The sequence below is a fragment of the Myroides albus genome, assembly GCF_009711045.1.
Taxonomy (GTDB): Bacteria; Bacteroidota; Bacteroidia; order Flavobacteriales; family Flavobacteriaceae; genus Flavobacterium; species Flavobacterium album_A.
In genome coordinates this window covers 25418-40221 of sequence record NZ_WMJX01000010.1, presented here as the reverse complement: position 1 = coordinate 40221, position 14804 = coordinate 25418, and the positions used below count along the sequence as shown (strand labels likewise).

The following is a 14804-nucleotide window of genomic DNA, read 5'->3' as shown; positions in this document are numbered from 1 at the left end:
TTCTGTGTTTTTATTTTTTGTAATTTGTAAGGACTTTAAATAAGACTTTTTACAAACTAAAATAGCGCATACTTATGAAATATGTATCAGCAGAAGAAGCTGCGAAAGTAGTCGAATCAGGCAATAGAATTTATGTACATGCCGCAGCGGCAACCCCTAATATATTAACGAAAGCGATAAGTGATCGCGCCAGTGAATTGAGAAATGTTGAATTTTGTCATATTCACACAGAAGGACCTGCTCCTTATGCTGATCCTTCTTTGGCTGATAGTTTTCATGTAAATTCATTTTTTATAGGAAAGAATGTAAGACACACAATAACTGAAGGGAACGGATCGTATACGCCCGTTTTTTTAAGTGAAGTACCTACTTTATTTCGAAAAGGCGTACTGAAAATAGACGTTGTTCTTATTCAAGTTTCACCTCCTGATGAACATGGTTTTTGCTCATTAGGTGTTTCAGTAGAAGGAACTGTTGCTGCTATGGAGAATGCTCGATGGGTCATTGCCCAAGTCAATAAGAATATGCCACGTACATTTGGAGATAGTGTATTGCACATATCAAAAATTGACTTAGCAGTAGAACATCACTCGCCGATTTATGCGAGTAAGCAATTGCCTATCACAGATACAGAGAAGGTTATAGGGCAGTATGTAGCAGAATTGATAGAAGATGAAAGTACGCTTCAAATGGGGATTGGTTCTATTCCTAATGCTGTTTTATCTCAGTTGACTTCTCATAAGCATTTAGGTTTGCACACGGAGATGTTTTCAGACGGGGTAATTGATTTGATAGAAAGTGGAGTAATTGATTGTTCTCGAAAAACAATAGCAAAGGGTAGGGCACTTGCAACCTTTTTATTGGGGTCAGAGCGCTTGTACAAATTTGTAGATAACAATCCTTTTATTGTGATGAAAGAGTCAAGTTATGTCAATGACACTTCTATTATCCGACAAAATCCTAAAGTTGTAGCGATTAACTCTGCCTTAGAAGTTGATTTAACAGGACAAGTGTGTGCAGATTCACTTGGAGTAAAGATGTATTCTGGCGTTGGAGGTCAAATGGACTTTGTAAGAGGAGCTTCTTTGAGTAAAGGAGGAAAAGCGATCATTGCTTTGAGTTCTACAAGTAATAAAGGACATAATCGCATCGTTCCCTTTTTAAAACAAGGAGCAGGGGTGGTAACCACTCGTGCGCATGCTCAATATATTGTGACAGAATATGGTGTAGCTGATTTGTATGGTAAAACCTTAAAGCAACGTGTGTCAGCAATGGTAGAAATTGCACATCCAGATTTTAGAGAAGAAATATTAAAGACGTACTACGAGAGTATAAAGTAAATAAAAAAACTCCCTGTTTTGACAGGGAGTTTTTTTATTAGTTTTTGTATCCAAATAACTCTTTTTCTTTTATCATTTGAGAGATACCTGCAGGAAGTTGTTGTTCCCATCCATCTTTCTTCTCTTGTAATTGCTTTAATACATCACGAGAGAAGATTCCTAAGTGTTTCTCTTCATATTCAGTAATGTCGACAATCTGTCCTTGTTTTTTGAAGAATTTATATAGTTCTTTCATCTGAATATCTACTTTCAGATTAGTAGAATTGATAATATTCTTCTCTTTATCCATCATAGGGTAAAGGTAAATCTTCATGTTTTTTCTAAATAGTTTACCTAAGGCCTCTAATATTCCACCTGTCAAGTTTTTGTAGTACTTTTCTTCAAAAATATTCAATAAGCTACTTACACCTAAACTCATTGCAATTTTCTGATCAGTATAAGTACAGAAATATTCAGTTAGTTTATAGTATTCTTGGAAATTGGAAATCATAACAGTTTGCCCTAAAGAACACAGAAGATCAGCTCTATGTAAGAAGTCTATTTCATCTATTTCCCCTTCTGTTAGTAAATTAGAAAGAGTAATTTCAAAAACAACTGTTGTATTTTGTCTATTCAAGTCATTCTCTCGTATAAACATATCTATGGACTTCTGTGTCATATCCATATTTACAATTGTCACAGGTCTAAAACTACCTCTAAGGGCAAGAATGTTTTGTTTGTATAGTACATTAGCTGGTAGTTTGCTTTGTCCATCACTGCCAAACATCACTGCATCTGTCATACCATTTTTTACCAAGAACAAGCTCATTAGTCTATTGTCAACGTCTTGAAATAAAGGTCCAGAAAAGTTGATACTGTCAATTTCTATTTGATCTTTATCCAAGTGATCATATAGGCTGTGTATAAGTTTTTTTGGGTCGTGATTTTGGTAGTAAGCACCATAGATTAAGTTCACTCCTAAAATACCCAATGTTTCTTGTTGTAGTTTAGAATCAGTTTCTTTGAATTGAATGTGTAGAACTATTTTGCTAAAAGCTTGGTCAGGCTCTGATTGAAACTTTATCCCAATCCATCCATGTCCTTTGTTTTTCTTAGCGTAATCAATAGTAGCTACAGTATTGGCATAGCTAAAAAAAGTTTTGTTAGGATTGTCTTCGCGTATTAATCGGTCTTCTAATTTACGCGTTTCGTAATCTAACATTTTGTTTAATCTACTTTCAGTAACGTATCTTCCATCTTCTTCTACAGAGTAAATAGCATCACTAAATACTTTATCATAGGCAGACATTGCTTTAGCGATTGTTCTTGAGGAACCTCCAGCACGGAAAAAATGTCTTACAGTTTCTTGTCCTGCACCAATTTCAGCAAAAGTACCATAAATATTGTTGTTCAAATTTATGCGTAATGCTTTATCAGAGATAGCGGGTTGGTGTTCAATTAATCTATCTCCTTCTAATACTAAGTCTTCTGAAAATTTCTTCATTAATTAGCTTTTTAAACAAACGTAACAAATATCGTACAAGAAAAAAAGATAAACCTTACTTTTGTAATAAAATTAAATGTTTTGGAGGTATATTTTTTAGGAACAGGTACATCACAAGGGATTCCAATAATTGGGATTGATCACCCAGTAGCACACAGTACAGATCAAAGAGATAAAAGACTTAGAACTTCTGTGCTAATAAAGTGGGATGATGTAACACTTGTTATTGATTGTGGTCCTGATTTTAGACAGCAAATGTTAAGTGCGAAGTGTGAGTATCTCGACGCAATCTTATTTACACACGAACACGCTGATCATATCGCAGGATTGGACGAGATTAGACCTTTCAGCTTGTTGTACGGTGACTTGCCTATCTATGCTTCTGAGCAAGTAATGGAGGCTTTGAAGAAGCGATATGATTATATTTTTGCTACTGAGAACAGGTATCCAGGAGCTCCTTCAGTTCAACAAAATTTAATTAACTCATCTACTCCTTTTTATATTAAAAACAAGGAAATACAAGCTTTGGATATTATGCATGGCAATTTGCCTATTCTTGGATATAGATTAGGTGACTTAGTTTATATTACGGATGCAAAGTATATTGATGAGAGTCAAAGGGAAAAGATAAGAGGTTGCAAAGTATTAATCGTAAATGCTTTGAAAGTAAATGAGCATCCTACTCACTTTAATCTTGAGGAGTCTTTGGCATTTATCCAAGATATCAATCCTGAAAAAACCTATTTAATCCACATTGCACAAGACTTAGGATTTCATGCAGAAGTAGAGAAAGTTCTGCCAAAAAACGTATATTTGGCCTATGATAACTTGCAAATTAAAATTTAAAATAACCACTATATAATGAGACATAAAGCTTTTTTTTACCTATTCGTATTTTCACTTTTAATCATTGTGTTTTTGTATGCAACGAATAAAAATATGACTAGGTCAGAAGAGAAAAAGACTGAAATTGCTAATAAGAGGATTGATATTATACGAGATTCTCTGAAGTCAGTAGTAATGGAATTGAATGAAGCAAAGTATTTTTCTATTGATGGCAATTCAGATGCTCAAGAGTATTTTAACTATAAAACTTTAGATGATAATCTTGCAGGTATAAAAGAACAAGTATTGGCTTTAAATCATCAAGAGAATGGCAATCCTTTGGTTCCTTACGGTAAGGTAAATGACGACAAAGCTTTAATTAATAAAGTGAGTATCTTGAATCACCGTTGGTTGATTGCTGAGTTTTTTATTGGAGATTTAAGGGGAGAAGTACTTGTTAAGTATTTCTACAGTGAAGGCAAGCCTACTGATTTCGAGACAATCGAAACTGTGTTATACAATAATAAATAAACGATAAATTAATATGAGAGCTTTAGTTATTTCTGTTTTATTAATTAGTTCAATGTTTGTTTCTTGTGACTTTGTGCTAAAGGACAATAAGAGTCAAAATGAACCTCCTACTGTTTTAACTGATGGAGGAAAGACTATTGTGGGGGAGGAAGATGAGCATGGTTGTACTTATTCTGCAGCATATCGTTGGAGTAAACTCCGCAAAGGTTGTATTCGACCTTTCGAAGAAGGGTTTAGATTAAATCCGATCGAAGAAGATAGTGTCTTACACGAGCAAATTATAGATGAAGAAAATGATATTGATGAGAACCAGGTAAGTTGCTTTGTTATAGTAAGTGAAGACAAAAAGTTCGCAGAGATCTTTTTACCTAATGAGTTAAAGAGTATTCTGTTAGAAGAAAAGAATATAAGTGGTCTTTACAGCAATGAGGGTTGGGAGTTGGATACCAGAGAAGATATGGTTTTGAAAGAAAAGGGAGAAACGGTCTTTTCTGCTGCTAAAACAATAGAAATGAATATCATTAGTCCGGATCAGGAATTGACGGAGTAAGTGATTGGAAAATACAAAAGAGGGAGGTGACTATATTTAATCACCTCCCTCTTTTTTATTGTTCTAAGAAATCTTTAAAGTCTTTGAAGTTTAAAGGATGTACTCCATGACCTACGGGATATTCTTTGTATTGAAAATCGATGTTTAAGCTTTTTAGTACAGTGGGTGTTTGTCTTGCCCAATCAACGGGAATGACTTGATCAACTGTACCGTGTGAAGCAAAGAACTTAATCTTAGAAAAATCATTTGATTCGAAGTTCTCATTGATAATGTTTGTATTGAAATATCCACTTAAAGCGACTACTTTGTTTACCTTTTCGGGATAAGATAATGCTATTGAATAACTTAAAATAGCTCCTTGACTAAATCCAACTAAATTAACGTTGTTTGAGTCAATAGGGTACTTTTGAAGCAATTCGTCTATAAACTTTACGATTAATTCTCTCGATTCTATCGCCTGTGCGTCATCAGAGAATTTGTTTGCATCTGCATCAAAATGTATTGCATACCATGCATATCCATAAGGAGGAACAGGGTAGGGTGCACGGGCAGAAACAATATAATATTCATCAGATAATTCTGAAGCGAAAGAGAAAAGATCTTCCTCATTACTTCCATATCCATGCAAAAGGATGATTAAGGGATTCTTATCCTTAATTACCTTAGGCTCTTTAAGTATATATGATATTGATAAAGATGTGTCCATAGTGATATTTTAAGCAGATAATTTATTAAACCATTTTTGAAAGTAAACTCCAAAAGCAGGTAGTACTTTGATGTCATTACTCAATGATCCTACAAAGCTATATACCCACAAGATGAAAAAACACAGGAAGAAACCTGAAGTCATAAACCAAGAGTTTGCCATTCCCACAAAGTAAGCTAATGCATAAAATAGGAGGTGAATCCCAAAAGCTTGTTTGATATAAAAGCCAGAGTATTTATTTTTTGAATCAATATTGCTAAATATAGCTACAAGGCAACCAATAATTGTAATATGTGCTACTACTGCCATTGTCTTTCCTTTTTTTACTTCTTCAGCGCTAATAAAAAGCTGTGACTTTCCGCCTTCTTGATTTTTCTGTGTATTCATTTGATTTTACTCTTTATTCAGTGTTATATTATTGTTGTTTATACAGCCAATTACTTTTCCTTTCAGTTGTAAGTTTAAAAAGGCTGAGTTATGTGATTTAGATAGTATATTCTTTTTCGTAAAAGTATATTCTCCTTCAGTTGTAAATAACGATAGATTTGCTTTTTCTCCTTCTTTGATTGATACTTTTTCTAATTGAAAGATGGCTCTTGCCTTTGTTAATTTTTCAACGATTACATCGACTGGCAATATGGTATTCAAAGCGGTGAATGCACTCTCTAAACCGATTGTTCCAAAAGAGGCTTTGTCAAACTCCAGCTTTTTGTGTTCAATATCCAGTGGATTGTGCTCAGAAGTGATACAGTCAATTGTGCCGTCTTTTACTGCTTCAATTAATGCTTGGCGAGTGTTTTCATCTCTTAGAGGAGGTAATACTTTGTATCTGGTATCAAATTCTCTTAGCTTTTCGTCTGTCATCACTAAGTGATGTACTGCAACACTACAAGTAACTTGTAAGCCTTTCTTTTTGGCTTCTTTAATCAGTTCAATTGACTTCGCAGTAGATATAGTAGGGATGTGTAACTTTCCTCCTGTATACTCCAGTAAGAATAGGTTGCGTGCTATTTGAATTTCTTCTGAAAGAGCAGGAATTCCCTTTAGACCTAATTTTGTTGCCTCAGTTCCCTCGTTAGCAACTCCTTTCCCAATAATACTGTCGTCTTGACTGTAAGCGATAACTAAGCCGTCAAAATCTTGAACATATTGTAGTGCTATTTTTAAAACATTGGCATTGCCAATTGCCTTTTTATAATCTCCAAAAGCTATAGCTCCAGCATTCTTCATGTCAAACAATTCTGCAAGATCAGTACCTTTAGACCCTACTGTTAAAGCGCCTATAGGGAAAACTTCAGTTGTAGCTCCTTGTGCTTTTTGCTTGATAAAGTTAACTATGGTTTGGTTATCTGTAATTGGATTGTTGTTAGGTTCTACAGCAATCTGTGTAAATCCACTTTTAGCTGCTGTAAGCAATCCGTTTTGTATATTTTCTCTTTCCTCGAATCCTGGTTCTCCTAAACAAACGGATGAATCAAACCAGCCTGGCGAAATGTGTAAATTATCTTCCTTGATAATTAATTCATCGGACGTAGGCTCGATCGTATTGGCAATTTGTGTAATTAAGCCATTCTCAATTTTTAAATCAACAAGTTGATTGTGGTGCGTACTTGTTGTGTCAATTACTTTAACTTTCTTTAAAATGATATTCATCTTTTATAGCGTAGTTTTAAATTATGATGTGTTGTTACTGTTGCAAAAATACTTTAAATTCTCAGAAATTGATCTTTCTCTATTCAAATTCGTTAGGGCATAAAAAAATACATCTATATAATAGATGTATTGAATTATTTTGAAGATAGCACTTTGGAATTGTTATAGCAATCATTTAGGGCTTGATAAATTTGAAAATCTGTTGCGGTATAAATAAATTTATCAGAATAGCTACAATTTTGAAGAGTCTTGACGATATCCTCTCTTGTAATGTCTAATAACCCACAGACAATCTCTCTATCATACCTCGTTTGCATTAAAGCGATCATGTTTTGATCTTCCTTAATTGCATCCAATTTCTTGAGCTTTTTATCTTTTCCTTTAAACATATTATAGACTGCGTCGACAGGGCTAAAGAAAGTCCCTATTGCTGAACTATAATACGGTGTTCTATTTCTTCTGTAAAAGTCAAATTCCATTTTGTCATTTAACTCTAATAATTTGGTATCGACTTCTAATATACCTGTTAAGTCAAATTTTCTAATAATAATCTCGTCTAACATAATGGTTTGCTCTTCAAAGTAAATCTTTAAATTCTCGTTGTTAAGCCAGTCATTGGTCACTTTAAGTTTGATCGGATTATAGCCAGGGTAGGAGAAGTGTATAGAGTCGTTTAGGTTCGCCTCTAAGGCAAATGTACCATCCCTTTTGCTGACAGTTCCTTTTACTCGGGTAATGTTTATTACATTGACATCGTCAATAGGTAAAAATGACTTATCATTAATGATAGTACCTTTTACTTCATTTTTGCTTTGGGCAAAAACAGTAAAGGAGCTCAGTATTAGAAATAAAAAAACTGTAAAATTTCTCATAGTTTTAAGATTGCTTAAAAATAAAAGATATTTTACAGTTTTAAGTACTATTTCGTAAAAATTAACAAATTAGTTTCTTCTTGTTCTTCTTGAAGATCCTGCATCGCTACTTCTTCTCGAGCTTCTTTCATTACGTGGAGCTCTGTTGTTGTCAGAATTTCTATCTGATCTTCTTTCACCACCACGTCTGTCATCAGATCTTCTTTCACCACCGCGTCTGTCGTCAGATCTTCTCTCACCACCGCGTCTGTCTGAATTTCCACTTCTGAAAGATCTTTCTCCACCTCTGTCGTTGCTACGTCCACCTCTTCTGTTGTGGTCACGTCTATTGTTGTTTCTACCTCCATCATTGTTAGAGATTTCAACATTTACTCTACGACCTTTGTAAGATTCTTCGTTTAAGATAGACATTACTTTCTCAGCGTGATCTGCTTCAACATTGAAGAAAGAGAAACCTTCTTTTACGTCAACTTTGAATAAATCATCTCTACCTAAATCCAATGTCTCTTTTAAGTAATCCTTAAGAGTCATCCAATCTAAATCGTCTTTAGCTCCTAAGTTGATGAAGAAACGAACTGCACCGTCTGATGGAATTTCTTTTGAGTTTCCACGAGATGAAGATACAGAAGTTAAATTATTAGAAGGTTTTTGGTAGTAATCTAAGAATCTGTTGAATTCTACAGAAACTACTTTCTTGATAATTTCCTCTTTGTCAAAATCTTGAAGTAATTCAGTAATCGCAGGAATGAATGATTCAATCTCTTGATTAACCTCTACGTCTTTGATTCTATTTGCTAAGTGGTATAATTGAATTTCGCAAATCTCAATACCTGAAGGGATTGGTTTCTCTTCAAATTTTGTTTTGATAATTCTTTCAATTTGACCGATTTTTCTAAGTTCACTTTTGGTAATGATTACCATAGATGTACCTGATTTACCTGCACGTCCTGTACGACCACTACGGTGAGTGTACGTTTCGATTTCGTCTGGTAATTGGTAGTTAATTACGTGTGTAATGTCGTCAACGTCAATTCCACGAGCAGCAACGTCTGTAGCTACTAACATTTGAATTTGTTTACCGCGGAAAGATTTCATTACTGCATCTCTTTGCGCTTGTGATAAATCTCCGTGTAAAGCAGCAGCATTATACCCGTCTTCAATTAACTTTTCAGCAATTGCTTGTGTATCTCTTTTTGTTCTACAAAATACAACTGAGAAAATGTCAGGGTTTGCATCAGCTAAGCGTTTAAGTGCTAAATAACGATCTCTACCTCCAACAAGGTAAAATTCGTGACTAACATTTGTCGAAGCTTGATTTTTGTGTCCAACTGTAATTTCTTCTGGAGTTTTCATAAACTCTCTTGCAATACTTGCTACCTCTGCAGGCATTGTTGCTGAAAACAACCAAATGTTTTTTTCTTCTGGAGTATCCGCTAAAATAGCTGTGATATCGTCATAGAAGCCCATATTAAGCATTTCATCCGCCTCATCTAAAACACAGTACTCAATATCTTTGATATTAACCATACCTCTGTTGATCATGTCCTGCATTCTACCAGGAGTAGCAACAATGATATTTGCACCGCGTTTAATTTCTCTTGCTTGTTCTGTGATGCTTGCACCACCGTAAATAGCAACAGTATGTAGGCCTTTTACGTACTTAGCGTACTGTTTAATTTCGTTTGCGATTTGCAAACATAACTCTCTAGTCGGCGATAAGATAAGAGCTTGCGTATTTTTTTTAGACAAGTCTATCTTCTGGATCAAAGGAAAACCAAATGCTGCGGTTTTCCCAGTTCCCGTTTGGGCTAACGCAACAATATCGGTATTTTTTTCTAATAATAAAGGAATCGCCTTTACCTGGATTTCTGATGGATTTTCAAATCCTAAATCACTAATCGCTGATAGAAGGGATTCATTTAATCCTAATTGTTCGAAATTGTTCATATAAATATTAAAATAGCCGCAAATGTACTACTATTCAATGAAAAATTATACTTCAAAGTCATTTATTATTGAAAAATAAATAATTTAACGCTTTGTATATGCCTTTTCATGTCGATTAAACAGTGATTTTTCAATTGTTTTTAGGTAAGGTGTTCATTATTAAATAGTTTGGTCTTAGCCTAAAAAGTGTGCCATTAATGTTTTAGACTTTTTTGTTAAAGTGTGATTGGTAGAAAGATGAGACGATGTGATTGGTTCTTTACTTGTGAAGATGTAATAGGAGTTTGTGTTTGTAATGATCAGTATATTAGTGTTTTGTTAATTGTATTGGCTGTAAAAAATGATTGTGAGAGTATTGTTTACTTTTTTGATATGTTGTCTAATATAAAGTATTGTATCAGCTCAAGTGACTAAACCACTATTTAATAAATCGGATACCTTAGACAAACAAAGAGTAAATGAAGAGGAAGGAAGGTATTGAGTTATTACAAACAAAGGAGAAGTGTACTTTGTTGATTATGATAATAAACCTATGAAAAATACAGGTATAGCGTATTGTGGTAACTTTAAACCATTTGTTGAGTATGAAATAAAAAAGGAAAAGGATATTTTTAATATTTATGAGATATGTGGTACTTATGCCCCTTATACTGTAAGCAGTGTGATATTAGTAGATTCTATTAAACTAATAAAGAGTGTAAATGTTTTAATTTTTAATGGACAAAAGACTATTGGTTATTCAAGTTAATCCAATGTAGTTTCAAGAAATTCTCTATAGTATATTTTAGAGAGAGAAGGGAAGTATCGTTTGTACAGTCAGCCTGATATAGGGTATGATAGTATTGTATTTGAAAGCAATCCTTCTGAATTAATTGTTGAGAAAGAGAAGAAGTATGGTTTAGCAAAAATAACTACATTAAAATATAAAGAACTAAAACGATTAAATGAATATTTATTTATACGTGAGTTGTTTGATGGAAGAAAAGTGTATGTTGATACTCAGGGGAGGGAGTACTTTCTCAGAAAATAGGATTAACAAAAATAAACAACAAGGGCAGTCTGTGCAGACTGCCCTTGTTGTTTATTTTTGTTGCGTTAGCAAGAAATTGACTAATTGACTAACAGCCTTTCCTCTATGGCTAATGGCATTTTTTTGCTCTATAGTTATTTCGGCAAATGATTTATCCATACCCTCTGCTACAAAGATTGGGTCGTAACCGAATCCTTGATTACCTTGGCGCTCTTTTAATAAATGACCATCTATAATACCTGTGAAGTAGAAAGTTTCTGTATGTAAGTTTAGGCAAATTACTGTTTTGAAATTCGCCTTGCGGTTATCTTTATCTTTTAGTGTTTCTAATAATTTGTCAATATTCGCATCGTCATTTTTATCCTCGCCAGCATATCTTGCAGAGTACACACCTGGGGCTCCATTCAGTGCATCTACTTCGAGTCCTGAATCATCAGCGAAGCAATCATAACAATAGTGTCTTTTGACAAAGTCAGCTTTTAGTTTGGCGTTGCCCTCTATTGTGTCAGCTGTTTCTGGGATGTCTATATTACATCCAATATCTTCAAGACTTAAAATTTCTATTGAATCAGGTAGTTGATTCTTGATTTCCTTAATTTTGTTTTTGTTGTTTGAAGCAAATACTAATTTCATAGTGTTGTTGTTTAGCTTATGTAATTCCAAATAGTTGTTTTGCTATTTAGTACGTTTAATTTGTTTTTAATATTTTGATTTGTTTCGTCTTCTAAGTTAGGATCTTCTTTTAGAAGTTGTACAGCCTGATGTCTTGCATAGTGTAGGATATCTTGGTCCTTAACGATATCTGCTATTTTTAAAGGAAGCGTTCCGCTTTGTTGTTTTCCCATGATATCTCCGGGACCTCTAAGCTTTAGATCTACTTCGGATATTTCGAATCCATCATTGGTACGGCACATAGTTTCCATTCTGATTTTTGAGTCATTACTCAGTTTATCTCCGGTCATAAGGATACAATAACTTTGTTCAGCGCCTCTACCCACGCGGCCTCTTAGCTGGTGTAGTTGAGATAAACCAAAACGCTCCGCACTTTCGATAATCATTACAGAAGCATTCGGGACATTCACGCCAACTTCAATTACAGTTGTTGCGACCATGATATTTGTGTTTCCCTTAGCAAATCGATCCATTTCAACTTCTTTTTCAGCAGGAGTCATCTGACCATGAACAATGCTTACACTGTATTCAGGTAAAGGGAAATCTCTGGATATCCCCTCATATCCCTCCATGAGATTTTTGTAATCCAAGGTTTCGCTTTCTTCTATTAGTGGATATACGATGTATACTTGTCTTCCCTTGGCAATTTCCGTTCTGATAAAATGCCAAACAGCCAATCGCTTCCCTTCAAAATAATGAAGGGTTTCTATTGGTTTTCGACCAGGTGGGAGTTCATCTATAACTGAAACATCAAGATCTCCATACAAACTCATGGCAAGAGTACGGGGAATAGGTGTAGCTGTCATGACTAATACATGGGGAGGGAGGACATTTTTAGTCCACAATTTTGAACGTTGTTCAACACCGAATCGATGTTGTTCATCTATAATCGCTAAGCCGAGATTTTTAAAAATAACTTTATCTTCAAAAAGCGCATGAGTTCCAATTAAAATCTGCAGTTCTCCGCTTTCAAGTTCTTCGTGAATGATTCGGCGTTCTACTGTTTTGGATGATCCAGTCAATAACTTTATATTTAAATTCAACGGTTGGGCAAATTCGGATATACCAATAAAGTGTTGCGTTGCCAAAATCTCTGTCGGGGCAACAATACAAGCTTGGAAACCGTTGTCTAAGGCTAATAAGCAGCTGAGAAAAGCAACAATTGTTTTTCCCGATCCTACATCTCCTTGTAGTAAGCGATTCATTTGAGCCTCTTGGCCAACGTCATTTCTAATTTCTTTAATTACCCTCTTTTGAGCTCCTGTTAATGGGAAGGGTAAATGTTCTTTGTAAAAAGTATTGAAATAGTCGCCAACAGTTTTAAAAGGAAAACCTTTAATCTTGTGTTTACGCGCAATATTTTTTATTAGCAACTGCATTTGAATATAGAAGAACTCTTCAAATTTCAATCTAAATTCTGCTTTGGACAGTAGGTTTGGGTCTTTTGGGAAGTGAATATTAATTAAGGCATCTCTCATAGAGAGTAGGCTTAATCTTTGTCGCATTTCCTTCGGTAAAGTGTCATTGAACAATTGATGAGTTTCAACTAAAAGTTGATTCATTAATTTATTCATTGCCTTATTTGATATCTTCGAACCTAATTTTTCAGTAGAAGGATAGACTGCTTGCATGGCAGAAGAAAGGTTCTTTTGGTGGTCTTCTAACAGCTCTAATTCTGGATGTGGAATTGAAAAAGAGTAGTTGAAACTATTCAATTTGCCAAATGCAACATAAGGAGTGTTGATTTTTAGATTCTCTTTAATCCATTTAAAACCTTGAAACCATACGAGTTCCATTTCTCCAGTACCATCTGTGAAAGTCGCTACAAGGCGTTTGCCTCTTTTTTGTTCAACTGTTTTTAAGTGAATGATTTTTCCAATGATTTGTACTTCGCTATTATTGCCATTTAGTTCATTGATGCTATAGTATTTTGTACGGTCAATGTATCTATTTGGATATAGATGTAGTAGATCTCTATAAGTAAAAATACCCAATTCTTTCTTTAGGAGATCTCCCCTCTGTGGGCCAACTCCTTTAAGGTATTCAATTGGTGTATCAAGTAGATTTCTCGACATGTTTATTAAGTTAAATACGGGGCTAAGATACAAATTTATGTCGGCAACTCCTCTACGTTTCTTCTTTGGTATTGCTATAATCCTAAGCAAAAAGTGAGTTTTTTACCTTAGAGTTTTAACCTTGAATCCCCTTTGCTCAAACCCAACAAAGGAAATCTAAATCACAAGTTTTCAATTTACTTTAAAACTCTACTGTAGCAAACTTGTATCATTCATTCTATTTCGTGTTAGATCCTTCTTTTTCGCTTAAATACCTATGGTACCTTGTAGGTGAAAATTGTCTAATAACCCACAAGGGATAGTGTCTTAAGCAAGTATGTTTCGCTTTTTCTAATTCCGATTATTGATTGCACAATTGATTTGCCATTCATCTGAGAAAAAGTAAAAGAATAAAAAATCAAAGCTGAAAATACGGGTGTGTAATATTATTTGAGATGTAGGAATGAGGAGTGTAGGAGCTTATTTTTTGCTTTGAACTCCACTGTTTTTCATACTTATTTAATTTTGTTTTACATATATAGCGTATGCTTACTCAAAAAACAAATAGGTTAGCCAAATATTTATGCTGAAGTTATTCAAATAGTATTAATTTTAACAAATAAAATAAAATTAAAATAATTGCTGTGAAAAATAAATATTTTAAAACTTTCTATTTCGTCTTTTTATTCATGTTGTTTGGGTGCAGTTCTTCTGATTATGAATTAGTTAATAATGGCCCGTTAAGTGGTACAATGTGGGAGATGACGGAAATGAATGTTTTAAGCGAAGAAGGAAACGTTGAGATGAAGTTGGATGTGTATGGTTATCAAAAGATGCTTTTTTTTAAGCATGGAGGTGTTCTATCAGTGAGTGAGCATAAGGAAGGAAGTGAACAGTATACTGTCAAGTTTGATTCAAATTTATCAGAGGACGTGCTTTGTATCAAGTACGAGGAAAGTAATGAAAAGGTAAAGGGAATAGTGAATTTAAGAGAGAATAGGATTAGTATTCGATATAAAGTTGGTACACTGAAAGGAAGTCATCGTGAGGAAACTCAAAGCGAAAGCGATCTACCGAACAATTACTATGAAGAAGTGTATAGAAAAGTTCAGTCGTATAAAGAGTAAGTTGATTTAGTGAC

The 14804-nt window shown here is 34.3% G+C and carries 15 protein-coding genes; 7 read left to right on the top strand and 8 right to left on the bottom strand.

Annotated elements, in window-relative coordinates; genetic code table 11:
• Nucleotides 1–74 precede the first annotated feature (74 nt).
• Nucleotides 75–1340 (top strand): acetyl-CoA hydrolase/transferase family protein, encoded by a 1266-nt coding sequence (locus GJV76_RS06540; RefSeq protein WP_155091841.1) that lies wholly within the window; start codon nt 75–77, stop codon nt 1338–1340.
• 37 nt (nt 1341–1377) lie between these two features.
• On the opposite strand, the gene GJV76_RS06535 is transcribed toward GJV76_RS06540, so the two are convergent.
• Nucleotides 1378–2823: a TonB-dependent receptor gene (locus GJV76_RS06535; RefSeq protein ID WP_155091840.1), complete on the bottom strand. Its 1446-nt coding sequence runs from the start codon at nt 2821–2823 to the stop codon at nt 1378–1380.
• Between the two features lie 81 nt (nt 2824–2904).
• On the opposite strand from GJV76_RS06535, the gene GJV76_RS06530 reads away from it, so the two are divergent.
• The 3 genes from GJV76_RS06530 (at nt 2905) to GJV76_RS06520 (ending at nt 4729) form a co-directional block, all read left to right on the top strand.
• Nucleotides 2905–3669, top strand: a complete 765-nt coding sequence (locus GJV76_RS06530) for an MBL fold metallo-hydrolase (RefSeq protein WP_155091839.1) — start codon at nt 2905–2907, stop codon at nt 3667–3669.
• 93 nt (nt 3670–3762) lie between these two features.
• On the top strand, nt 3763–4179 hold the full coding sequence (locus GJV76_RS06525; protein ID WP_230381505.1) for a hydrolase: 417 nt from the start codon (nt 3763–3765) through the stop codon (nt 4177–4179).
• A 13-nt stretch (nt 4180–4192) separates the two neighbouring features.
• On the top strand, nt 4193–4729 hold the full coding sequence (locus GJV76_RS06520) for a hypothetical protein (protein WP_155091837.1): 537 nt from the start codon (nt 4193–4195) through the stop codon (nt 4727–4729).
• 55 nt (nt 4730–4784) lie between these two features.
• Here the strand turns inward: GJV76_RS06520 and GJV76_RS06515 are convergent, their stop codons facing one another.
• From GJV76_RS06515 to GJV76_RS06495, 5 genes are all read right to left on the bottom strand, one after another.
• Nucleotides 4785–5435 (bottom strand): alpha/beta hydrolase, encoded by a 651-nt coding sequence (locus GJV76_RS06515; protein ID WP_155091836.1) that lies wholly within the window; start codon nt 5433–5435, stop codon nt 4785–4787.
• A 9-nt stretch (nt 5436–5444) separates the two neighbouring features.
• Nucleotides 5445–5822, bottom strand: a complete 378-nt coding sequence (locus tag GJV76_RS06510) for a hypothetical protein (RefSeq protein WP_155091835.1) — start codon at nt 5820–5822, stop codon at nt 5445–5447.
• A 6-nt stretch (nt 5823–5828) separates the two neighbouring features.
• Nucleotides 5829–7088, bottom strand: coding sequence for a dihydroorotase (locus GJV76_RS06505; RefSeq protein WP_155091834.1), 1260 nt, complete (start codon nt 7086–7088; stop codon nt 5829–5831).
• 134 nt (nt 7089–7222) lie between these two features.
• Nucleotides 7223–7960: a carboxypeptidase-like regulatory domain-containing protein gene (locus tag GJV76_RS06500; RefSeq protein WP_155091833.1), complete on the bottom strand. Its 738-nt coding sequence runs from the start codon at nt 7958–7960 to the stop codon at nt 7223–7225.
• Nucleotides 7961–8029: 69 nt separating this feature from the next.
• On the bottom strand, nt 8030–9907 hold the full coding sequence (locus GJV76_RS06495; protein WP_155091832.1) for a DEAD/DEAH box helicase: 1878 nt from the start codon (nt 9905–9907) through the stop codon (nt 8030–8032).
• Nucleotides 9908–10439: 532 nt separating this feature from the next.
• On the opposite strand from GJV76_RS06495, the gene GJV76_RS06490 reads away from it, so the two are divergent.
• Nucleotides 10440–10655, top strand: coding sequence for a hypothetical protein (locus tag GJV76_RS06490; RefSeq protein ID WP_155091831.1), 216 nt, complete (start codon nt 10440–10442; stop codon nt 10653–10655).
• A 60-nt stretch (nt 10656–10715) separates the two neighbouring features.
• Entirely contained in the window at nt 10716–10937 is a 222-nt protein-coding gene (locus GJV76_RS06485) for a hypothetical protein (protein WP_155091830.1), read from the top strand.
• Between the two features lie 51 nt (nt 10938–10988).
• Here GJV76_RS06485 and GJV76_RS06480 read toward each other — a convergent pair whose 3' ends face one another.
• Nucleotides 10989–11570 (bottom strand): non-canonical purine NTP diphosphatase, encoded by a 582-nt coding sequence (locus GJV76_RS06480; protein ID WP_155091829.1) that lies wholly within the window; start codon nt 11568–11570, stop codon nt 10989–10991.
• Between the two features lie 11 nt (nt 11571–11581).
• Entirely contained in the window at nt 11582–13684 is a 2103-nt protein-coding gene (recG, locus tag GJV76_RS06475) for an ATP-dependent DNA helicase RecG (RefSeq protein ID WP_155091828.1), read from the bottom strand.
• Between the two features lie 623 nt (nt 13685–14307).
• Here recG and GJV76_RS06470 point away from each other — a divergent pair.
• Nucleotides 14308–14790: a hypothetical protein gene (locus GJV76_RS06470; protein WP_155091827.1), complete on the top strand. Its 483-nt coding sequence runs from the start codon at nt 14308–14310 to the stop codon at nt 14788–14790.
• The last annotated feature ends 14 nt before the right edge of the window (nt 14791–14804 follow it).